The sequence below is a fragment of the Buttiauxella brennerae ATCC 51605 genome (assembly GCF_001654925.1).
Taxonomy (GTDB): Bacteria; Pseudomonadota; Gammaproteobacteria; order Enterobacterales; family Enterobacteriaceae; genus Buttiauxella; species Buttiauxella brennerae.
Genome location: NZ_LXER01000031.1, coordinates 1 through 19821 on the forward strand (window position 1 = coordinate 1; position 19821 = coordinate 19821).

Genomic DNA, 19821 nt, shown 5'->3' on the forward strand with positions numbered 1-19821 from the left:
AGTTTTACCATGGTCAACGTGGCCGATAGTACCGACGTTGACGTGCGGTTTTGTACGTTCAAATTTTTCTTTAGACACGGCTATATTCCTTACTGTTGCGCTCTCCCCTCAAGGAGAGAGCACGGGATCAATGTTTTTTAAAACTCTGGCTTATTTGCCGCGAGCTTCGATTACGGCCTGAGCAACGTTGTTTGGCGCGTCATCATACTTCAGGAATTCCATGGAGTAAGATGCACGACCTTTGGTCAGTGAACGCAGTTGAGTTGCGTAACCGAACATTTCAGACAACGGAACTTCAGCGTGAATCTGAACGCCAGTAGCGTTAGATTCTTGACCTTTCAGCTGACCACGACGACGGCTAAGGTCACCGATAACGTCACCGGTGTTCTCTTCCGGAGTTTCAACTTCAACCTTCATGATAGGCTCAAGCAGAACTGGTTTCGCTTTCTTAAAGCCATCTTTGAAGGCAATAGAAGCGGCCAGTTTAAACGCCAGTTCAGAGGAGTCAACGTCGTGGTAAGAACCGAAGTGCAGACGCACGCCGAGATCTACTACTGGGTAACCCGCCAGAGGACCAGACTTCAGCTGCTCCTGGATGCCTTTATCAACAGCAGGGATGTATTCCGTTGGGATCACACCACCTTTGATGTCGTTGACGAACTCGTAACCTTTCGGATTCGAGCCCGGCTCCAGTGGGTACATGTCGATAACAACATGACCGTACTGACCACGACCACCAGACTGCTTAGCGTGTTTACCTTCAACATCGGTAACTTTCGCGCGAATCGCTTCACGGTAAGCAACCTGAGGTTTACCAACGTTAGCTTCAACGTTGAATTCACGTTTCATACGGTCAACGATGATGTCGAGGTGAAGCTCACCCATACCAGCGATGATAGTCTGGTTAGTTTCTTCATCAGTCCATACGCGGAATGATGGATCTTCTTTAGCCAGACGACCCAGAGCCAGACCCATTTTTTCTTGGTCAGCTTTGGTTTTCGGTTCAACAGCGATAGAAATTACCGGTTCAGGGAATTCCATACGCTCCAGAATGATCACATTGTCCTGATCACACAGGGTATCACCGGTAGTCACTTCTTTCAGACCAATAGCTGCAGCGATATCGCCCGCGCGAACTTCTTTGATCTCTTCACGTTTGTTAGCGTGCATCTGTACGATACGGCCCAGACGCTCACGTGCTGATTTCACCGGGTTGAACACGGTGTCGCCAGAGTTAACAACGCCAGAGTAAACGCGGAAGAAGGTCAGGTTACCAACAAACGGGTCAGTTGCGATTTTGAACGCAAGAGCAGCAAACGGCTCGTTGTCGTCAGAGTGACGAACAGCCGGAGTGTCTTTACCGTCGTCAAGCATACCGTTAATCGCAGTAACGTCAGTTGGAGCTGGCAGGTATTCAACAACCGCATCCAGCATCGCCTGAACACCTTTGTTCTTAAATGCAGAACCACAGGTAACCAAGATAATTTCGTTGTTCAGTACGCGCTTACGCAGAGAAGTTTTGATCTCTTCTTCAGTCAGCTCTTCGCCACCAAAGAATTTCTCCATCAGTTCGTCAGAACCTTCAGCAGCGGCTTCAACCAGTTTCTGGCGCCATTCTTCGGCCAGTTCCTGCATATCAGCTGGGATCTCTTCGTATTCGAAGGTCACGCCCTGATCGGCTTCATTCCAGTTGATGGCTTTCATTTTCACCAGGTCAACAACACCGGTGAATTTCTCTTCCGCGCCGATTGCCAATTGCAAAGGCACCGGAGTTGCGCCCAGACGTTTTTCGATCTGGTCAACAACTTTCAGGAAGTTAGCACCCATACGGTCCATTTTGTTAACGAACGCGATACGTGGAACTTTATATTTGTTTGCCTGACGCCATACGGTCTCAGACTGTGGCTGAACACCACCAACAGCACAGTAAACCATTACCGCACCATCAAGAACACGCATGGAACGTTCAACTTCGATGGTGAAGTCAACGTGCCCTGGGGTGTCGATGATGTTGATGTGGTGTGGTTCGAACTGTTTGGCCATACCAGACCAGAAACAGGTGGTCGCAGCAGACGTGATGGTAATACCACGTTCCTGCTCCTGCTCCATCCAGTCCATAGTGGCTGCGCCATCATGAACTTCACCGATTTTGTGGTTTACACCGGTGTAGAACAGAACACGTTCGGTAGTAGTAGTCTTACCGGCGTCGATGTGAGCACTGATACCAATGTTACGGTAACGCTCAATGGGTGTTTTACGAGCCATTTGATTCCTCTATATCCTAGGACGTTCATTTAAGTAACCCAAAGCGGGCAGCTCACATGAAGCGCCCGCTTGGTGACTAACACTCCGAAGGGATTACCAACGGTAGTGAGCGAACGCCTTGTTGGCTTCAGCCATACGGTGAACGTCTTCACGTTTCTTAACTGCAGTACCTTTGTTCTCTGCAGCATCAGAAAGTTCGTTCGCCAGGCGAAGAGCCATGGATTTATCACCGCGTTTACGAGCAGCTTCTACGATCCAACGCATTGCCAGAGCATTACGACGAACCGGACGTACTTCTACTGGAACCTGATAAGTAGAACCACCAACACGGCGGGACTTAACTTCGACAGTCGGACGAACGTTGTCCAGAGCGACTTCGAAAGCTTCCAGTGCTTGTTTACCAGAACGCTGAGCCAGGGTCTCCAGCGCGGTATACACGATAGATTCAGCAGTAGATTTCTTACCATCTACCATCAGAATGTTTACAAATTTGGCCAGCAACTCTGATCCGAACTTAGGATCTGGAAGAATTTTACGTTGACCAATGACGCGACGACGTGGCATGGGAATACTCCGTTGTTAATTCAGGGTTGTCCAAAACTCTATTGAGTTTGACATTTATTTAAAACGTTTGGCCTTACTTAACGGAAACCATTAAGCCTTAGGACGTTTCACGCCATACTTGGAACGAGATTGCTTACGGTCTTTAACGCCGGAGCAGTCAAGTGCACCACGAACGGTGTGGTAACGAACACCTGGCAAGTCTTTTACACGACCGCCACGGATCAGGATCACGGAGTGTTCCTGCAGGTTGTGACCTTCACCACCGATGTAGGAGGTAACTTCAAAACCGTTAGTCAAACGCACACGGCATACTTTACGCAGTGCGGAGTTTGGTTTCTTAGGGGTGGTAGTATATACACGAGTACATACGCCACGTTTCTGCGGGCAGGCTTCCAGCGCTGGCACGTTGCTTTTTGCAACTTTGCGAGCGCGTGGTTTGCGAACCAGCTGGTTAACTGTTGCCATTAAATAGCTCCTGGTTTTAGCTTTTTCTTCGTAAACACGTAATAAAACGACCTCATATAATATGAGGACGCAGAATTTTAGGGCTGAGCTGAAAAGGTGTCAAGAAATATACAACAATCCTGGATTTTACCAGGTGATCTGCTGTTCGTGTTTAACCGTCAATCTGACGAAGTCAGTATAGCTGACCTTGCCTATACCGGTCGAAATTTGAGCAGTTAAGCCGCGAGCCTCGATATCTTCCTGCAGAGCATACACAGAAATGGGGGCTGCGAGCAGCAAATCAAGAGCTCGGGTTCCTGATAGTCCAGCAATCACCGCATCTTGTAGTAATAAAACTTCATCGCCTTGCTTCAAACAGCGCAGTAAAGATTCAAGATCGGTCTGAAATGGTGAGTCTTGCAAAATATGCAGCATGTCGCCTCAGAAGGTTAGTACTACATCAAACTGATGCAGCATTTCGCGCAGAGCTTCGGGTTCAAGAGGTTTGGCATCAAGAACCCAGGCACTGTCTGGAGATAACCCTCGCTCACGGATAGACGCTGCACACAGATAGCATTGTTCGATGTCATACAGCGGCAACACGCGAAATGTTGCGATGTAGTCTCTGGCGAGAATGCGCCCTGGCTGCTGGCCTGGGATCAACTGCATTACCCCGTCACCAATGAAAAACACACCGATGTCTTCAGTCAGTGCCGATGTGGCGAGCAAAGCATCCAGCCCTTCCCGACCGCTAGCGCTGCCATGAGGAGATGATTTAAATACAAATGCCACTCGCTTCATCAGAATTGCACCGTCCGGTCGCACGTCAGCGTGGCCTGCGCCAGCGCTCCTAGTCCACTTAACGTGAAACCAGGCTGCAAGTTATGGGCTGGCTGACCAAGTTGCGTGGCTTGCTCTTCGTCTGTTACACCACGGCGCAGTGCCGCAGCAACACAGATATGCAATTCAACGTCATGTTGCTGATGTAACTGTTGCCAGGCACGAACTAAATCGAATTCATCATTTGCCGGGGAAGTCAGAAGGTTGGCGTTGTGCACACCTTCACGATAGAAAAAAATGCTCTCTAACGTATGGCCTTGCGCGATGACGGCCTGAGAAAACTGCAACGCGCTGCTCGCCTGTTGCGTACCATAAGCCGGGCCTGTCACCAGGATGGCAAAACGCATTACTTATCCTGCCCCTGGAAATCACCGTTCTTAAATTGACGGATATAGAGGTAAACCGTGTGCTTCGAAATATTCAAACGGTCGGCAACCTGGTTGATCGCATCTTTTATATCAAAGATACCTTTCTCATAGAGATTCAGCACAATCTGTCGATTCTTAGCATTGTTGGACACATTGCGATCGGCATTCACTTCTTCAATCGTGAATTCCAGTGCTTGCATGACCAGGTCTTCTACCGAGGATGCAAAGTTAACCGAAGAGGCAACTTCAGGTGTTTCCGGCGGAATAAAGGTCGACATAATTTGCGAGAACGGCACATCAAGGTTGATGTTGATGCAAAGTAGGCCGATAACGCGTTCGTCGCGATTACGGATAGCGATAGTTTCTGATTTCATCAGAACGCCACTTTTTGCCCGGGTAAAATAGCACTTGGACACGCTACTATCTGCACCCGTCATATCGTGCAGCATACGCAGTGCAAGGTCGGTAATTGGCGAGCCAATTTTACGCCCGGTATGTTCGCCGTTCGCGATACGGATTGCGGAGCATTTCAAATCTTGCAATGAGTGCAACACGATTTCACAATGAGAACCAATCAGCATCGCTAACCCGTCCACTACCGCTTCGTAGGATTTTAATATTTCAAAGTCGGTTTGTTCAAAAGGACGCTGGTCCAGTAAGTCAAGCTCACTGGTTTCATTGGTTAAAAGCGAATTGGACATTTAAAGATACCACCCTCTACAGAGAGCCTGTCGCGCTTAAATGGTGTCAGGGCAGACTCATACTCGTTGTTGCGCAGTCTGCTAAGGTAATACAGCGTAAGATGCGCTTTCCAGCTTTTATTATACCCTGCCTCAAATAAAAAACCGCCGCCCCTGAGGGCGGCGGTTAATAATGCCTTATTTGCTCTTAGGAGCATCAGCCGCTGGAGCAGCAGCTTCTGGTGCAGCATCAGGTTTAGCGTCTGCTTTTGGCGCTGGCTTGATATCCAGCAGCTCAACATCAAACACCAGGGTGGAGTTCGCTGGAATTCCCGGAACGCCAGTTTTGCCGTAAGCTAATTCTGGTGGAATAACCAGTTTGATTTTCCCGCCTTTCTTCAGGTTTTTCAGGCCTTCAGTCCAACCAGGGATAACACCGTCAAGACGGAAAGAGAGTGGCTCGCCACGGGTGTAAGAGTTGTCGAACTCTTTACCGTCGATAAGCGTACCTTTGTAGTTCACAACAACAGTGTCGCTGTCTGTAGGTGCTTCACCTGTACCGGCTTTGTCGATTTTATACATCAGGCCAGTAGGAGAAGTTTTAACGCCCTTCTCTTTTGCGAAAGTATCACGGAAGGCTTTGCCTTTATCCGCGTTTTCAGTAGCGTCTTTTTCCATTTTCGCTTGAGCGGAAGATTTCACGCGAGCTTCGAAAGCTTGCAGAGTTTGCTCAATTTCCTGATCGGATAATTTGCTCTTGTCAGCAAATGCATCCTGAACACCGGCGATAAGCTGGTTCTTGTCCAGCGTGATCCCCAGTTTTTCTTGTTCTTTCAGCGAGTTTTCCATATAACGACCCAGCGAAGCACCCAATGCGTACGCAGATTTCTGGTCGTCATTTTTGAATGCCGCGTTGCTTGCAGCTGATGCCGCAGGGGCAGCAGCATCTTTAGCGGCAGCAGCCGGGGCAGCCGGGGCAGCGAACGCCGGAGCGCTCAGGGCAACGGCCATCGTGGTCGCCAGTAGCGTTACTTTAAACAGTGATTTCATCCATTTCTCCAGGGCCGGGGCCTCTAACCCCAAGGTTATTATCAACTAAGAGACGTACTATAACGTCGTGGAAGAAATCTACACAATCTCTCCGCGTCTTATCGAGACAAATTCAGACTCTTTTTGTATAAAGAAGTTTCGTCCTGAGCAAAACGACGCTGTACCGTGCGGGATTTTTCAGTAGAATCGCCGGAAATTGTCCATCCGCAGGCCAGGAGAGATTAGCCATGCAACATAAATCGACCGAACAACGGCTGGAAGAACTTGAGAGTCGTCTCGCTTTCCAGGAGATTACGATAGAAGAGTTAAATCAGACGGTAACGGCTCACGAATTAGAGATGGTCAAACTGCGCGAGCATTTCCGCTTGCTGGTTGAAAAGTTAAAAGCCAGCCAACCGTCAATGGTAGCCTCGGAAGCTGAAGAGACTCCACCTCCGCATTACTAATGCATGACAAAAAGAAAAGGCGTGTCAGTGACACGCCTTTATTTATCCTTAACGGATTAGTGGCAACCGCAGCCGCCGTTACCGCCACAACCACCTTTACCGTGTTCATGGTCATGATCGTCGCCATGGCCGTGACCACCGCAGCAACCACCTTCATGGTCGTGATCGTGGTGATGATCGTGCTCACCGTGAACGTGGCCATGAGCCAGCTCTTCAGCGGTTGCTTCACGAATCGCGATAACTTCTACGTTGAAGCTCAGGTTCTGGCCTGCCAGCATGTGGTTGCCATCGACAACAACGTGCTCATCTTCAACCGCAGTAATTTCAACCGGTACTGGACCCTGGTCGGTGTCAGCCATAAAGCGCATGCCAACTTCCAGCTCATCAACGCCCATGAAGACGTCTTTAGGAACGCGCTGAACCAGGTTTTCGTCGTATTGGCCGTAAGCGTCTGTTGCGCCAACGTTAACGTCGAAACGATCGCCAACAACGTGACCTTCCAGAGCTGTTTCCAGGCCTGAGATCAGGGAACCGTGACCATGCAGATAGTCCAGCGGCGCACTCACCGGAGACTCATCAACCAACACACCGTCTTCTGTACGAACCTGATAAGCCAGGCTGACCACCAGGTCTTTTGCTACTTTCATGATATCTCCTGAGCGAGCGTGAGAAAAAAAACTGGCGCCGATTGTAGCGGAATTTAGCGCCGCTGTACCCCTAAGCTTAAAAAAAGCTGGGGCATCTCGCTAGTCTGGATGAAAAATCCCGATAACTTGCTCTTGTTCGCGAACGTGCTCGCGAGCTTGCTTATCCGCCTCACGCATTTGGTGGCCGCACTTAACACACTCAACAATATCGACATTATTCTCACGCCACATCGCGAGGGAATCCCGCGCCTGGCATTCGGGGCAAACAGCCCCGGCAATAAAACGTTTACGCACCGGCATTCGCTTCACCTTATTTATTCAAATTCATCCCAACCATCGAACTGCCGACGCTCTTGCTGCATCTCGCGTTCGAAAATCTCTTCCAGCTCACGACGCGCCTCACGCACTCTGGAAATTTGTGCGTTATCGGTATGAATCGGCATTAATTCACGCAACATGCTCATATCCAGACGCCTGAAATGGAGTTGTGCACGATGCGCTTGATGCGGATGCATACCTAGCGTCATCAGCGCCTTACGCCCCAACTCCAGCGCACTGGAAAATGTCTCGCGTGAGAATTGCGTGACACCAGCTTGCAACAATTCGTGAGCTTCTACACGGCCACGGGCTCGCGCCAGTATCGCCAGGTGTGGAAAGTGTTGTTGACACAAATGAACGACTTTCATCGTGTCTTCCGGCTCGTTACAGGTAATCACAATAGATTTTGCCGTTTCTGCCCCTGCTGATCGCAGCAGTTCAAGCTCAGTGGCATCACCGTAATAAACCTTGTAGCCATATTTGCGCATCAGGCTCACTGAGCTGATATCTCTCTCAAGCACCGTGATACGCATTTTGTTGGCCATCAGCAAACGGCCAATCACCTGCCCGAAACGCCCAAAGCCAACAATAATGACCTGTGGCTGGTCGTCTTCAACGTAAGGTTTTTCATCGTTTTCGTCGTCAGCAACATTAAATCGCCGCGCCAGAATGGCATCAACGCCTTTCATCAGCAGTGGCGTGGTCATCATTGAAAGCGTGACCGTCACCAGCAACAGCGGCATTTGGTCACCGCTGAACAGCTTTTGCGAGGATGCCGTCGAGAAAAGGACGAACGCAAACTCCCCGCCCTGGCTGAGCACCCCTGAAAACTGCAGACGCTCGGAGCTACGCAAGCCGAAAAACCACGACAATCCATACAGCACACCGGCTTTAACCGCCACCAGCACCACAACGCCTAAAACAACCCAGAAAAGATGGGTGTAAAGCACGCCAAGGTTTAATGCCATGCCAACGGAAATAAAGAACAGGCCGAGCAATAATCCTTTAAAAGGATCGATGGCGATTTCCAGTTCGTGCCGGTATTCGCTTTCTGCCAATAACACGCCGGCGATAAACGTCCCCAGCGCCATTGAGAAGCCGAGGGCATCCATAAATAACGCCGAACCTAATACCAGCAGAAGCGCGGCAGCGGTAAAGACTTCCCGCACGCCAGAGCCGGCAATAAAACGGAACACAGGTTTGAGCAGATAACGCCCGCCGACCAGCATCCCGGCAAAGGCCAGCACCTTGAAGCCGATTTTTATCCAGTCGGTATGTCCGCCGTCATTGCCTGCCAGCAACGGCACCAGCGCAATCGCCGGAATGACCGCTAAATCCTGAAACAGCAAAACAGAAAAGCCAAGCTGGCCTGACTCGTTGCGGTTCATGCCTTTATCGCGCATCAGCTGTAGCGCCATTGCCGTTGATGACATCGCAAGACCAATCCCGCCAATGACGGCTGCCTGCCAGGAAAACTGCGTCAGCATCAGCAACCCACCCAGCACCACAGCACTGAGCAGCACCTGCGCGGCACCGACGCCAAAGATAGAACGCCGCAATTGCCAGAGTTTTGATGGGTTCAGCTCCAGCCCGATGATAAACATCAGGAACACGACGCCCAATTCAGAGAAGTGAAGAATTTCATCCACATCGCTGATAAAACCCAGGCCCCACGGCCCAATCGCGATACCTGCCAGCAAATAGCCGAGCACCGCGCCAATTCCTAAACGCGCAGCGATGGGGACAGCAACAACTGCCGCGAACAAAAACAGGACGCCTGCCAGCAATACGTCAGAACCTTCCATCAGCGGCCTCCCGGTAATGTCGGTGAAGCCAGCCATTCGCCATAAGCCTTAGCATGGCTGATAAGCTCCTGAGGTGACTGGCGGCGAGCCCAATAAACAATCATGGGGTTCATCCAGTGCATACGGCACATGGCTGCGGTGAGTTCAAAGGGACGTAAAATATCGGTCAGCGGGAAGCGGTTAAAACCATCGTGCCGATAAGCACCTTCTGGCTCTCCGGTGGTAATCACACTACGCCAGTACTTTCCCGCGAGAGCGGTGCCTCCGACACCACTTGCGAAGCCACGGCTCAACACGCGATCCAGCCACTCTTTTAGCAATGCGGGGCAGCTATAGGTATAAAGTGGATGTTGAAAGACGATGACATCGTGCTCTTGCAGCAATGCCTGCTCGCGATAGATATCAATAAAAAAGTCAGGATAGTGCGCATAAAGGTCATGCACAGTGACATTGGCAAGCTGCTGCGCCGGCTGGAGTAAGACGCGGTTTGCGACCGAGTCTTGTGACTCCGGATGGGCATATAGCAGCAAAACTTTCGGCGGCTGCGACATCATTACCCTCCAGGGCGTCGTCATAGTGATTTTTTTGGGCTACCATGCAGCCCGACGCGGTGCCGATAGCATCACGTTACCTTAATATAATGACAATTTAACATACTCTGAACATACGGCGCTTTATGATTGTTTTCTCCTCGTTACAAATTCGTCGCGGCACCCGCGTTCTGCTGGATAACGCCACCGCTACCATCAATCCGGGCCAGAAAGTGGGTCTGGTGGGTAAAAACGGCTGCGGAAAATCCACGCTGCTGGCGCTGCTGAAGAACGAGATCAGCGCCGATGGCGGAAGTATGACCTATCCTGGTAACTGGGCGCTGGCCTGGGTAAACCAGGAAACTCCTGCTCTGGCGATGCCAGCCATTGAATATGTTATTGATGGCGACCGTGAATTCCGCCAGCTTGAAGCGGAACTGGCAAAAGCCAATGAGCGCAACGATGGCCACGCGATTGCGCTGGTGCATGGCAAACTGGATGCGGTTGACGCCTGGACGATTCGTTCCCGCGCTTCAAGCCTGCTGCACGGTTTAGGCTTCAGCAATGAGCAACTCGAACGCCCGGTGAGTGATTTTTCCGGTGGCTGGCGTATGCGCCTGAACCTGGCGCAAGCACTGATCTGCCGCTCAGACTTACTGTTACTCGATGAACCGACCAACCACCTGGACTTAGACGCCGTTATCTGGCTTGAACGCTGGTTGAAAAGTTATCAGGGAACCTTGATTCTGATTTCTCACGACCGCGACTTCCTTGATCCGGTAGTGGGCAAAATCATTCATATCGAACAAGAGTCGATGTTTGAATACACCGGCAACTACTCTTCGTTTGAAGGCCAGCGTGCGACACGCCTTGCTCAACAACAGTCGATGTATGAAAGCCAACAGGAGCGCGTTGCCCACTTGCAAGGCTTTATCGACCGTTTCAAAGCCAAAGCCAGTAAAGCAAAACAAGCGCAGAGCCGCGTGAAGATGCTTGAGCGCATGGAATTGATTGCACCGGCGCACGTCGACAACCCATTCCACTTCAGTTTCCGCGCCCCTGAAAGCTTGCCAAACCCGCTGTTACGCATGGAAAAAGTCAGTGCCGGTTATGGCGACCGTGTGATCCTCGATTCGATTAAACTGAACCTGGTGCCTGGCTCACGCATCGGTCTGCTTGGCCGCAACGGTGCCGGTAAATCAACGCTGATTAAATTGCTGGCGGAAGAAATCGAACCGTTGAAGGGCGATATCGGGCTGGCAAAAGGTATTAAGCTCGGTTACTTCGCACAGCATCAGCTCGAGTACTTACGCGCCGACGAATCACCATTGCAGCATCTGGCGCGTATCGCACCGAAAGAGCTGGAACAGCAACTGCGTGATTACCTCGGCGGTTTCGGCTTCCGGGGCGATAAAGTCACCGAGCACACGGCGCGTTTCTCAGGCGGTGAAAAAGCGCGTCTGGTCCTGGCGTTAGTGGTCTGGCAGCGCCCTAACCTGCTGCTGCTTGATGAACCGACCAACCACCTTGATCTCGACATGCGTCAGGCACTGACCGAAGCGTTGATCGATTTCGAAGGCGCGCTGGTCGTGGTATCGCACGACCGTCACCTGTTGCGTTCAACTACCGACGATCTGTACCTGGTTCACGATGGCAAAGTGGAAGCGTTTGATGGCGATTTGGAAGATTACCAACAGTGGCTTGTGGATCTGCAAAAGCAGGAAAACCAGCCGGACGATTCCGCGAAGGATAACGCCAACAGCGCCCAGGCTCGTAAAGACCAAAAACGCCGCGAAGCCGAATTACGCACGTTAACTCAACCATTGCGTAAGCAGATCACTCAGCTTGAAAAGCAGATGGAAAAGTTAAATGTGCAGCTTGCTCAAGTCGAAGAAAAGCTGGCTGACAGCGCTATTTACGACCAAAGTCGTAAAGCAGAAATGACGGAATGTCTGCAAACTCAGGTAAAAGTGAAGTCAGCGCTGGAAGAGTGCGAGATGGAATGGCTGGACGCGCATGACCAGTTAGAGCAGATGATGCAGGCTGAATGACTATTTGGCCTCACTAAAAGTGAGGCCAAACGACTCAGTGCCAAATCAGCAGCACACACGCAGCCGTCAGCAATCCCATAAATACATTGAAGATTGTCCAGGCACGGCGACTGCGCAGCAGTTTGCCAATCATGCTGCCAAAGGCAATCCAGATGATGCCTGCGACAATGTTAACCAGTGCAATACCAATACTGATTAACACAACCGAGTGCAGATACTGGGAACCCGCAAGGCTGAAACTTGCCACAGCACCTAGCGCCATCAACCATGCTTTAGGGTTGATAACTTGTAATAAACCGCCCTGCCAGAAAGGAATCGGAGCCGGAGGTGGTGCATCCGTCTCCAGTTTTTCATAGGTCGCAGTGCCTATTTTCCAGGCTAGCCATAATAGGTAAGCACTCCCGGCAATCTTCAGGATAAGGTGCAAAGCTGGATACAAAAGGATTAAGCTACCGACGCCAAACGCCACCAGCAACAGAATGCACTGCATTCCCAGCATAATGCCTATCATCAAAGGTATGGTGCGCATAAAACCGTAATTGGCGCCGGAAGAAGTCAGCAACATATTATTAGGGCCGGGTGTAATCGCCGCGACCCACAGAAAACCAAGCATTGAGAAGAAAAGCGTTTCCATGAAATGGGTGTTCCACACCCGGTAAAGTTAATTAGCAAACTAAATGAAACTAACAGTGTGATATGGCTACGACAAGTCCCGCAGCATTGAATTTTAATCACGAAGACGATGAGCAATTTCGTCCGTTAAAAGGTGTCAGCAATCCGCACCTGCAGACCATGCTCCCGCGGTTAATTCGCCGTCGCCTTAATTTTAAGCCTCACTGGCAGCGTCTTGACATGCCGGACGGGGATTTTGTCGATCTTGCCTGGAGCGAAGACCCACGCCTGGCAATGCATAAACCACGGTTAGTCGTTTTTCATGGTCTCGAAGGCAGCCTGCACAGCCCGTATGCCCACGGTTTAATTGAAGCCGCCAGCAAACAAGGCTGGTTAGGTGTGGTGATGCATTTCCGCGGTTGCAGCGGTGTGCCTAACCGCATGAAGCGAATCTACCACTCGGGCGAAACCGAAGATGGCAGCTACTTCTTAAACTGGTTATCTGAACGTTATGGCAAAGTGCCTACGGCGGCAGTGGGGTTTTCCCTCGGCGGGAATATGCTCGCTTGTTTAATGGCTAAACAAGGTGCTGACTGCACGCTCCAGGCCGGAGTCATAGTTTCAGCCCCTTTGATGCTGGAACATTGCAGCGCGCATATCGAAAAAGGTTTCTCCCGCGTTTATCAGCACTACCTTTTAAATCTGCTGAAGAAAAATGCCGCGCGTAAACTAAGAAGTTACCCGGGTACACTCCCGGTCGATATGCGCCAGCTTAAAGGGATGCGTCGTCTGCGCGAATTTGACGATTTGATTACCTCTAAGATTCACGGTTTTGCTGATGCTTTAGATTATTACCGTCAGTGCAGCGCTATGCCGCTACTGCCGCAAATCAAAACGCCGACGCTCATCATCCATGCAAAAGATGACCCGTTTATGGATCACCATGTGATCCCCGATAAAGCGATATTGCCAGCTAACATCGAATATCAGCTGACTCGCTACGGCGGGCATGTTGGATTTGTTGGCGGTACGCTGCGCCGCCCGGAAATGTGGCTTGAACAACGCATCCCGCAGTGGCTGACTAAATTTTTGGACCCGTAATATGATGATTCCCTGGCAAGATCTCGATCCCGAAACGCTTGAAAGTCTGATTGAATCCTTTGTATTACGTGAAGGCACAGATTATGGTGAACAAGAACGTTCACTGGAGCAAAAGGTGGCCGATGTTAAGCTGCAGCTGCAAAGCGGTGAGGCTGTGCTGGTATGGTCAGAGCTTCATGAAACGGTGAATATTATGGCTCGCGGGCAATTTCGCGGCTAAGTTTATGTACTACCCTCACCCCAACCCTCTCCCTGAGGGTGAGGGAGAAAAGTGAGCGCAAATCCCGGCTCGATCAATCCCCTCTCCTGGGGGAGAGGGTTAGGGTGAGGGCCACATTCAAAACACATTTGTGAAACCCATGGAGTTGTTGCCTTATGTCAGCCAAACATCCGGTCATTGCCGTAACAGGTTCCAGCGGCGCGGGAACAACAACTACCAGCCTCGCCTTCCGTAAAATCTTCCAGCAATTGAACCTGCGCGCAGCGGAAGTTGAAGGTGACAGTTTCCATCGTTTTACCCGCCCAGAAATGGATATGGCCATCCGCAAAGCTCGCGATCTGGGCCGCCATATCAGCTACTTCGGCCCGGAAGCCAACGACTTCGGTTTGCTGGAGCAAACGTTCATTGAGTATGGGAAGTCGGGGCAAGGTAAGTCGCGTAAATATCTGCACACTTATGATGAAGCCGTACCCTGGAACCAAATCCCAGGCACTTTTACACCATGGCAGCCCCTGCCAGAACCCACAGATGTTTTGTTTTATGAAGGCTTACACGGCGGAGTCGTTACCCCACAGCATGACGTGGCGAATGCCGTCGATCTGCTGGTAGGCGTGGTGCCGATTGTGAACCTGGAGTGGATACAAAAACTGGTTCGCGATACCAGTGAACGCGGGCATTCCAGAGAAGCCGTGATGGATTCCGTGGTGCGTTCAATGGATGACTACATCAATTACATCACGCCACAATTTTCCCGTACCCATATCAACTTCCAGCGCGTCCCAACGGTTGACACCTCTAACCCATTTGCGGCACGAGCAATACCGTCACTCGATGAAAGTTTTGTGGTGATTCATTTTCGCGGGCTGGATGACATCGACTTCCCGTATTTGCTTGCCATGCTGCAAGGGTCGTTTATTTCCCACATCAATACTTTGGTGGTACCGGGCGGCAAAATGGGTCTGGCAATGGAATTAATTATGACGCCGCTCGTTAAGCGACTGGCGGAAGGTAGAAATATTAATCAGGGCGGCTAATCACCGCCCTGTTCTACACACTAAGCGTCAATCACTTCGTAGCTGTGCGTAATATTCACTGCTTTTTCCAGCATCAGTGCAACAGAGCAGTACTTCTCAGCAGACAGGTCAACCGCGCGGGAAACCGCATTATCCTTCAGATCTTTACCTGTCACGATGAAATGCAGATTGATGTGCGTAAACAGACGCGGTGCTTCTTCGCGGCGCTCAGAAGTCAGTTTTACTTCGCAATCAGTCACGTTGTAGCGGCCTTTTTGCAAAATAGAAACCACGTCAATTGCGCTACAACCCCCTGCGGACATCAGTACCATTTCCATTGGACTGGGTGCTTTATCGCCTGAATTACCATCCATCAGAATCTGGTGTCCTGAAGCGGACTCCCCAAGGAAAGTTAACCCTTCAACCCACTTCACTCGTGCCTGCATGTTGCTTCTCCAGTTGAAAAAAATATCTCTCAGAGTACGCAGAATCGGCAAAACGCGCAACGGAAGGCGACCTACGTCATGCTGAAACGAGACAACAGGAGACACTTGTCAAAAGCTATGCTAAAACAATCCAGATGCTACATCGACACATTGACGTTATGTATGTATGCAGAGGACATCACTAATTACAGGCAGCAAGAATGACTTGCATGCCATCTCCCCAAGGTGGGGAATATTCTAATACTTGCAACGCCAGACAGGATGTTTAGCGTCCTGTCGTTGGTAGCCAGTTATAAAACAGAGGATAACCGCGCATGGTGCTTGGCAAACCGCAAACAGACCCGACTCTCGAATGGTTCTTGTCCCATTGCCATATTCATAAGTATCCATCGAAGAGCACACTAATTCACCAGGGTGAAAAAGCAGAGACGCTGTATTACATCGTCAAGGGCTCTGTGGCTGTTCTGATTAAAGATGAAGAGGGCAAGGAAATGATCCTCTCTTATCTGAATCAGGGTGATTTTATTGGCGAGTTAGGGCTGTTCGAAGAAGGCCAGGAACGTAGTGCTTGGGTTCGTGCTAAAAGTGCCTGCGAAGTGGCTGAAATTTCATATAAAAAATTCCGCCAGCTGATTCAGGTCAATCCAGACATTTTGATGCGCCTGTCTGCACAGATGGCTAGTCGTCTGCAAGTTACATCTGAGAAAGTGGGTAACCTGGCATTCCTGGATGTGACCGGTCGTATCGCACAGACACTGCTGAACCTGGCTAAACAACCTGATGCAATGACCCACCCAGATGGTATGCAGATTAAAATTACCCGTCAGGAAATCGGTCAGATCGTAGGTTGCTCACGTGAAACCGTTGGTCGTATCTTGAAAATGCTGGAAGATCAAAATCTGATCTCCGCACACGGTAAAACGATCGTCGTTTACGGCACTCGTTAATCCCCGTCTAAAAAATGGCGTGTTGCTTCATAACACGCCTTTTTTGTCTCTAAAATCTAACCCCTGCGGTAAAAAGGGATTAAACAACACATATGTGGCGTCGGATTATCTATCACCCTGAAGTTAACTACGCACTGCGGCAAACGCTGGTGTTGTGCCTTCCGGTGGCAGTAGGTTTGCTCTTTGGCAATCTCCAGTCCGGCCTGCTTTTCTCTTTAGTCCCTGCCTGTTGCAATATTGCAGGTCTTGATACACCCCATAGACGCTTCTTCAAACGCCTGATTGTGGGCGGCAGCTTATTTGCTATCAGCAGCCTGATAATGCAGCTTTTGCTGTTGTATACCGCCGTCCCCCTGCCCGTCATTCTTATGGTTATGGCACTGCTTTTGGGGGTAACCGCTGAAATCAGCTCCCTTCACGCCCGGCTACTTCCTGCTTCGCTGATTGCGGCTATTTTTACGCTCAGCATGGCCGGAAACATGCCTATCTGGAAACCCATGCTGTTGTATGTTTCCGGAACAATTTGGTACGGCGTGTTCAACTGGCTTTGGTTCTGGATGTGGCGCGAGCAACCGCTGCGTGAATCATTAAGCCTGCTCTATCGCCAGCTGGCGGATTATTGCGAAGCTAAATACGGCATGCTGACCCAGCATACCGACCCCGAAAAAGCACTGCCGCCACTGCTTGCCCGCCAGCAAAAAGCGGTCGATTTGATAACCATCTGCTACCAACAACTGCATATGCTGGCGGCGAATCAGCAAAACGGCTACAAGCGTCTGCTACGCGCATTTCAGGTAGCCCTGGATTTACAAGAACACATCTCGGTTAGCCTGCACCAGCCCGCGGAAGTTCAAAAGCTCGTTGAGCAAAGCCATGCCGAAGCGGTTATTCGCTGGAATGCTCAAACCATCGCCACACGTTTACGCGTGCTGGCTGACGATATTCTCTACCATCGTTATCCGCAGCGTTTCACGATGGAAAAACAGATTGAGGCCCTTGAGAAAATCGCCCGGCAGAATCCTGATAACCCGGTAGGGCAATTTTGCCATTATCACTTCAGCCGCGTCGCGCGCGTGCTGCGAACACAGCGCCCGCTGTATGTGCGTGATTTAATGGAAGACCGGCAACGACGCTTACCGCTGTGGGCCGCGCTCAAAAGCTATCTGTCGTTGAAATCTGCCGCGCTGCGTAATGCCGCAAGACTTGGCGTGATGCTCACTATCGCCAGCCTTTTTGGGGCGTTTTTACATCTGCCCAAGCCCTACTGGATTTTAATGACGGTCATGTTCGTTACGCAAAACGGCTACGGGGCTACACGAGTCCGTATTCTCCACCGTTCGGCGGGTACGATGGTGGGCCTTGCCATCGCCGGTGTTGCGCTGCACTTCCACTTTCCGCAGAGCATTGCGCTGGGTGCCATGCTGGTTATTACGCTGGTCAGCTACTTGTTCATTCGTAAAAGCTACGGCTGGGCAACGATTGGCTTTACGGTGACCGCGGTTTATACGCTACAACTGATTACTCTTAGCGCTGAGCAATACATCGTTCCACGTTTGATTGATACTCTGCTGGGCTGTTTGATTGCCTTTGGCGGCATGGTTTGGCTGTGGCCGCAGTGGCAGAGTGGTTTGCTACGCCAAAACGCCCACGACGCGCTGGAAAGAGACCAGAATGCCATTCGTCTGATTCTCAGTAATGACCCCGAACCAACGCCGCTCGCTTATGAACGCATGAAGGTCAACCAGGCGCATAACGCACTGTTTAACTCACTGAACCAGGCGATGCAGGAACCAGGCTTTGACTCGCATTATCTGGCCGATATGAAATTGTGGGTAACGCACAGCCAGTTTATCGTTGAGCACATCAATGCGATGACGACACTGGCGAGAGAACACAACATGCTGACGCCAGATTTAGCCCAGCGCTATTTGCAGTCGTGCGAAATTGCGCTGCAACGTTGCCAGCAACGGCTTCAATATGATGCGCCAGGGGAAACGCATGATGTGAATATTCTCGACCCACTGGAAGGGCTTCCGAGTGGGCCATTAAGTACCATGGAGCAACATTTACAGCGGATACTGAGCCACCTCAGCACCATGCATACCATTTCTTCGGTTGCATGGCGCCAGCGGCCACATCACGGAATCTGGCTGAGCCGCCTGCGGCGCTCAGATTGATGATTATCCGTTAACGATCTTCGCAACGGCTTTGGCAAAGCGCGCCATACCGTCAGCAATATCGGCACTTTCCACAATCAACGCCGGGGCAAAACGCATCACATCTGGCCCGGCGTTCAGAACCATCACGCCTTCCTGTGCTGCCGCATACAAAAATTCACGCGCGCGCCCTTTGTACTGTGGCTTTAGCTCGGCACCAATCAATAAACCCATGCCACGAATATCGCTGAACACGTCGAACTGTTCGTCGATTTGTTGCAAATGCTTGACGAATTGCTGGCGCTTTTCCGTAACGCCATTCAGCACTTCAGGCGTGTTGATGATATCAAACGCCGCGCCCGCGACTGCGCAGGCCAGAGGGTTGCCGCCGTAGGTTGAACCGTGCGTACCAACATGGAATGCAGAGGCAATCTCTTGCGTCGTCAGCATCACGCTCACCGGGAAGCCGCCGCCGAGCGCTTTCGCACTGGTCAGGATATCTGGCGTCACGCCGTAATGCATATAGGCGAACAGCTCGCCGATTCGCCCCATCCCGCACTGCACTTCATCGAATACCAGCAACGCTTTATGCTCATCGCACAACTCACGCAAGCCTTGCAGGAATTCTGGGGTTGCCGCCGTTACGCCGCCCTCGCCCTGAATCGGCTCGACCACTACCGCACAAGTATGGTCATCCATCACCGCTTTCACTGCGTGCAAGTCGTTAAACGGCACATGAATAATATCGGCAGGTTTCGGGCCAAAACCGTCGGAATACTTCGGCTGGCCGCCAACAGAAACGGTAAACAGCGAACGACCGTGGAAGGCATTATGGAAGGCGATAATTTTGGTTTTATACGGACTATGGCGAGTAGAAGCGTAGTAACGCGCCAGTTTGAAGGCGGTTTCGTTGGCTTCGGTGCCTGAGTTCATAAACAGCACGCGTTCAGCAAAAGTGGCGTCAATCAGCTTACGACCCAAGCGCAGTGCGGGTTCATTGGTGAAAACGTTGCTGGTATGCCATAGGGTTTCGCCCTGGCTTTTTAACGCTTCCACTAACGCCGGATGGCAGTGCCCAAGTGCGGTAACCGCGATTCCACCCGCAAAATCAACGTACTCTTTCCCTTGTTGATCCCAGACACGACAGCCTTTCCCTTTTACCGGAATAAACTCCGCTGGTGCATAAATTGGCAGAATCACTTCATCGAAAGTAGCGCGGGTAATTGCTGATTGTTCGGTTGCCATTAATTGCCATCCCATTTTTACGCAAGAACAGACATGAAAATATAATCATGAAATATGCATAAAAAATCATTAT

At 50.8% G+C, this 19821-nt stretch carries 23 protein-coding genes; 7 read left to right on the forward strand and 16 right to left on the reverse strand.

The features are described from left to right. From M975_RS23445 to fkpA, 9 genes are all read right to left on the reverse strand, one after another. Positions 1 to 78: elongation factor Tu (locus tag M975_RS23445; RefSeq protein WP_001738555.1), on the reverse strand; the 78-nt coding region annotated here is incomplete at its 3' end. Between the two features lie 72 nt (positions 79 to 150). Beyond that, positions 151 to 2265 (reverse strand): elongation factor G, encoded by a 2115-nt coding sequence (gene fusA, locus M975_RS17120; RefSeq protein ID WP_034499038.1) that lies wholly within the window; start codon positions 2263 to 2265, stop codon positions 151 to 153. A 93-nt stretch (positions 2266 to 2358) separates the two neighbouring features. Continuing rightward, positions 2359 to 2829, reverse strand: coding sequence for a 30S ribosomal protein S7 (gene rpsG, locus M975_RS17125; protein ID WP_034499040.1), 471 nt, complete (start codon positions 2827 to 2829; stop codon positions 2359 to 2361). Positions 2830 to 2919: 90 nt separating this feature from the next. Then, positions 2920 to 3294 carry a 30S ribosomal protein S12 gene (rpsL, locus tag M975_RS17130; RefSeq protein WP_003023654.1) on the reverse strand — a complete coding sequence of 125 codons (375 nt, stop codon included), beginning with the start codon at positions 3292 to 3294 and terminating at the stop codon, positions 2920 to 2922. Positions 3295 to 3420: 126 nt separating this feature from the next. Continuing rightward, a complete protein-coding gene (gene tusB / locus M975_RS17135) occupies positions 3421 to 3708 on the reverse strand; it encodes a sulfurtransferase complex subunit TusB (RefSeq protein ID WP_064561115.1) in 288 nt (95 codons plus the stop codon). Positions 3709 to 3714: 6 nt separating this feature from the next. Continuing rightward, positions 3715 to 4074, reverse strand: coding sequence for a sulfurtransferase complex subunit TusC (gene tusC, locus M975_RS17140; RefSeq protein ID WP_064561116.1), 360 nt, complete (start codon positions 4072 to 4074; stop codon positions 3715 to 3717). Then, on the reverse strand, positions 4074 to 4460 hold the full coding sequence (gene tusD / locus M975_RS17145; protein WP_064561117.1) for a sulfurtransferase complex subunit TusD: 387 nt from the start codon (positions 4458 to 4460) through the stop codon (positions 4074 to 4076). The genes tusC and tusD overlap by 1 nt, the downstream gene beginning before the upstream one ends. Further along, positions 4460 to 5182 carry a helix-turn-helix transcriptional regulator gene (locus M975_RS17150; RefSeq protein ID WP_034460202.1) on the reverse strand — a complete coding sequence of 241 codons (723 nt, stop codon included), beginning with the start codon at positions 5180 to 5182 and terminating at the stop codon, positions 4460 to 4462. The genes tusD and M975_RS17150 overlap by 1 nt, the downstream gene beginning before the upstream one ends. Before the next feature lie 177 nt (positions 5183 to 5359). Then, positions 5360 to 6211 (reverse strand): FKBP-type peptidyl-prolyl cis-trans isomerase, encoded by an 852-nt coding sequence (gene fkpA, locus M975_RS17155; RefSeq protein WP_064561118.1) that lies wholly within the window; start codon positions 6209 to 6211, stop codon positions 5360 to 5362. Positions 6212 to 6438: 227 nt separating this feature from the next. Here fkpA and M975_RS17160 point away from each other — a divergent pair, with 227 nt between their 5' ends. Then, positions 6439 to 6657 carry a protein SlyX gene (locus M975_RS17160; RefSeq protein ID WP_064561119.1) on the forward strand — a complete coding sequence of 73 codons (219 nt, stop codon included), beginning with the start codon at positions 6439 to 6441 and terminating at the stop codon, positions 6655 to 6657. A 56-nt stretch (positions 6658 to 6713) separates the two neighbouring features. Here M975_RS17160 and slyD read toward each other — a convergent pair whose 3' ends face one another. The 4 genes from slyD to kefG form a co-directional block, all read right to left on the reverse strand. After that, entirely contained in the window at positions 6714 to 7304 is a 591-nt protein-coding gene (gene slyD / locus M975_RS17165; RefSeq protein WP_064561120.1) for a peptidylprolyl isomerase, read from the reverse strand. 99 nt (positions 7305 to 7403) lie between these two features. Then, complete coding sequence (locus M975_RS17170; protein WP_064561121.1) at positions 7404 to 7604, reverse strand: YheV family putative zinc ribbon protein; 201 nt, start codon at positions 7602 to 7604, stop codon at positions 7404 to 7406. 14 nt (positions 7605 to 7618) lie between these two features. Beyond that, entirely contained in the window at positions 7619 to 9427 is a 1809-nt protein-coding gene (gene kefB / locus M975_RS17175) for a glutathione-regulated potassium-efflux system protein KefB (RefSeq protein ID WP_064561122.1), read from the reverse strand. Then, a complete protein-coding gene (gene kefG, locus M975_RS17180; protein ID WP_064561123.1) occupies positions 9427 to 9978 on the reverse strand; it encodes a glutathione-regulated potassium-efflux system ancillary protein KefG in 552 nt (183 codons plus the stop codon). The genes kefB and kefG overlap by 1 nt, the downstream gene beginning before the upstream one ends. A 125-nt stretch (positions 9979 to 10103) precedes the next feature. Between kefG and M975_RS17185 the strand changes: the two genes are divergently transcribed. After that, positions 10104 to 12008, forward strand: coding sequence for an ABC transporter ATP-binding protein (locus M975_RS17185; RefSeq protein ID WP_064561124.1), 1905 nt, complete (start codon positions 10104 to 10106; stop codon positions 12006 to 12008). A 34-nt stretch (positions 12009 to 12042) separates the two neighbouring features. On the opposite strand, the gene M975_RS17190 is transcribed toward M975_RS17185, so the two are convergent. Continuing rightward, positions 12043 to 12642: a LysE family translocator gene (locus M975_RS17190; protein ID WP_064561125.1), complete on the reverse strand. Its 600-nt coding sequence runs from the start codon at positions 12640 to 12642 to the stop codon at positions 12043 to 12045. A 62-nt stretch (positions 12643 to 12704) separates the two neighbouring features. On the opposite strand from M975_RS17190, the gene M975_RS17195 reads away from it, so the two are divergent. From M975_RS17195 to M975_RS17205, 3 genes are all read left to right on the forward strand, one after another. Further along, a complete protein-coding gene (locus M975_RS17195; RefSeq protein WP_064561126.1) occupies positions 12705 to 13721 on the forward strand; it encodes a hydrolase in 1017 nt (338 codons plus the stop codon). Between the two features lies 1 nt (position 13722). Beyond that, positions 13723 to 13941: a YheU family protein gene (locus M975_RS17200; protein ID WP_064561127.1), complete on the forward strand. Its 219-nt coding sequence runs from the start codon at positions 13723 to 13725 to the stop codon at positions 13939 to 13941. Positions 13942 to 14096: 155 nt separating this feature from the next. Next, positions 14097 to 14975: a phosphoribulokinase gene (locus M975_RS17205; RefSeq protein WP_064561128.1), complete on the forward strand. Its 879-nt coding sequence runs from the start codon at positions 14097 to 14099 to the stop codon at positions 14973 to 14975. A gap of 20 nt (positions 14976 to 14995) precedes the next feature. Here the strand turns inward: M975_RS17205 and M975_RS17210 are convergent, their stop codons facing one another. Beyond that, positions 14996 to 15400 (reverse strand): OsmC family protein, encoded by a 405-nt coding sequence (locus M975_RS17210; RefSeq protein WP_064561129.1) that lies wholly within the window; start codon positions 15398 to 15400, stop codon positions 14996 to 14998. Between the two features lie 314 nt (positions 15401 to 15714). On the opposite strand from M975_RS17210, the gene crp reads away from it, so the two are divergent. Further along, positions 15715 to 16347 carry a cAMP-activated global transcriptional regulator CRP gene (gene crp / locus M975_RS17215; RefSeq protein WP_023489059.1) on the forward strand — a complete coding sequence of 211 codons (633 nt, stop codon included), beginning with the start codon at positions 15715 to 15717 and terminating at the stop codon, positions 16345 to 16347. A 92-nt stretch (positions 16348 to 16439) separates the two neighbouring features. Further along, complete coding sequence (locus M975_RS17220) at positions 16440 to 18524, forward strand: YccS/YhfK family putative transporter (protein WP_064561130.1); 2085 nt, start codon at positions 16440 to 16442, stop codon at positions 18522 to 18524. Between the two features lie 3 nt (positions 18525 to 18527). On the opposite strand, the gene argD is transcribed toward M975_RS17220, so the two are convergent. Further along, a complete protein-coding gene (gene argD / locus M975_RS17225; protein WP_157093405.1) occupies positions 18528 to 19748 on the reverse strand; it encodes a bifunctional acetylornithine/succinyldiaminopimelate transaminase in 1221 nt (406 codons plus the stop codon). Positions 19749 to 19821 lie beyond the last annotated feature (73 nt).

What these genes read in the sequence shown, in the direction of transcription:
- fusA (WP_034499038.1), bottom strand. Translation starts at nt 2,265, where the DNA reads ATGGCTCGTAAAACACCCATTGAGCGTTACCGTAACATTGGTATCAGT.
- rpsG (WP_034499040.1), bottom strand. Translation starts at nt 2,829, where the DNA reads ATGCCACGTCGTCGCGTCATTGGTCAACGTAAAATTCTTCCAGATCCT.
- rpsL (WP_003023654.1), bottom strand. Translation starts at nt 3,294, where the DNA reads ATGGCAACAGTTAACCAGCTGGTTCGCAAACCACGCGCTCGCAAAGTT.
- tusB (WP_064561115.1), bottom strand. Translation starts at nt 3,708, where the DNA reads ATGCTGCATATTTTGCAAGACTCACCATTTCAGACCGATCTTGAATCT.
- tusC (WP_064561116.1), bottom strand. Translation starts at nt 4,074, where the DNA reads ATGAAGCGAGTGGCATTTGTATTTAAATCATCTCCTCATGGCAGCGCT.
- tusD (WP_064561117.1), bottom strand. Translation starts at nt 4,460, where the DNA reads ATGCGTTTTGCCATCCTGGTGACAGGCCCGGCTTATGGTACGCAACAG.
- M975_RS17150 (WP_034460202.1), bottom strand. Translation starts at nt 5,182, where the DNA reads ATGTCCAATTCGCTTTTAACCAATGAAACCAGTGAGCTTGACTTACTG.
- fkpA (WP_064561118.1), bottom strand. Translation starts at nt 6,211, where the DNA reads ATGAAATCACTGTTTAAAGTAACGCTACTGGCGACCACGATGGCCGTT.
- M975_RS17160 (WP_064561119.1), top strand. Translation starts at nt 6,439, where the DNA reads ATGCAACATAAATCGACCGAACAACGGCTGGAAGAACTTGAGAGTCGT.
- slyD (WP_064561120.1), bottom strand. Translation starts at nt 7,304, where the DNA reads ATGAAAGTAGCAAAAGACCTGGTGGTCAGCCTGGCTTATCAGGTTCGT.
- M975_RS17170 (WP_064561121.1), bottom strand. Translation starts at nt 7,604, where the DNA reads ATGCCGGTGCGTAAACGTTTTATTGCCGGGGCTGTTTGCCCCGAATGC.
- kefB (WP_064561122.1), bottom strand. Translation starts at nt 9,427, where the DNA reads ATGGAAGGTTCTGACGTATTGCTGGCAGGCGTCCTGTTTTTGTTCGCG.
- kefG (WP_064561123.1), bottom strand. Translation starts at nt 9,978, where the DNA reads ATGTCGCAGCCGCCGAAAGTTTTGCTGCTATATGCCCATCCGGAGTCA.
- M975_RS17185 (WP_064561124.1), top strand. Translation starts at nt 10,104, where the DNA reads ATGATTGTTTTCTCCTCGTTACAAATTCGTCGCGGCACCCGCGTTCTG.
- M975_RS17190 (WP_064561125.1), bottom strand. Translation starts at nt 12,642, where the DNA reads ATGGAAACGCTTTTCTTCTCAATGCTTGGTTTTCTGTGGGTCGCGGCG.
- M975_RS17195 (WP_064561126.1), top strand. Translation starts at nt 12,705, where the DNA reads ATGGCTACGACAAGTCCCGCAGCATTGAATTTTAATCACGAAGACGAT.
- M975_RS17200 (WP_064561127.1), top strand. Translation starts at nt 13,723, where the DNA reads ATGATGATTCCCTGGCAAGATCTCGATCCCGAAACGCTTGAAAGTCTG.
- M975_RS17205 (WP_064561128.1), top strand. Translation starts at nt 14,097, where the DNA reads ATGTCAGCCAAACATCCGGTCATTGCCGTAACAGGTTCCAGCGGCGCG.
- M975_RS17210 (WP_064561129.1), bottom strand. Translation starts at nt 15,400, where the DNA reads ATGCAGGCACGAGTGAAGTGGGTTGAAGGGTTAACTTTCCTTGGGGAG.
- crp (WP_023489059.1), top strand. Translation starts at nt 15,715, where the DNA reads ATGGTGCTTGGCAAACCGCAAACAGACCCGACTCTCGAATGGTTCTTG.
- M975_RS17220 (WP_064561130.1), top strand. Translation starts at nt 16,440, where the DNA reads ATGTGGCGTCGGATTATCTATCACCCTGAAGTTAACTACGCACTGCGG.
- argD (WP_157093405.1), bottom strand. Translation starts at nt 19,748, where the DNA reads ATGGCAACCGAACAATCAGCAATTACCCGCGCTACTTTCGATGAAGTG.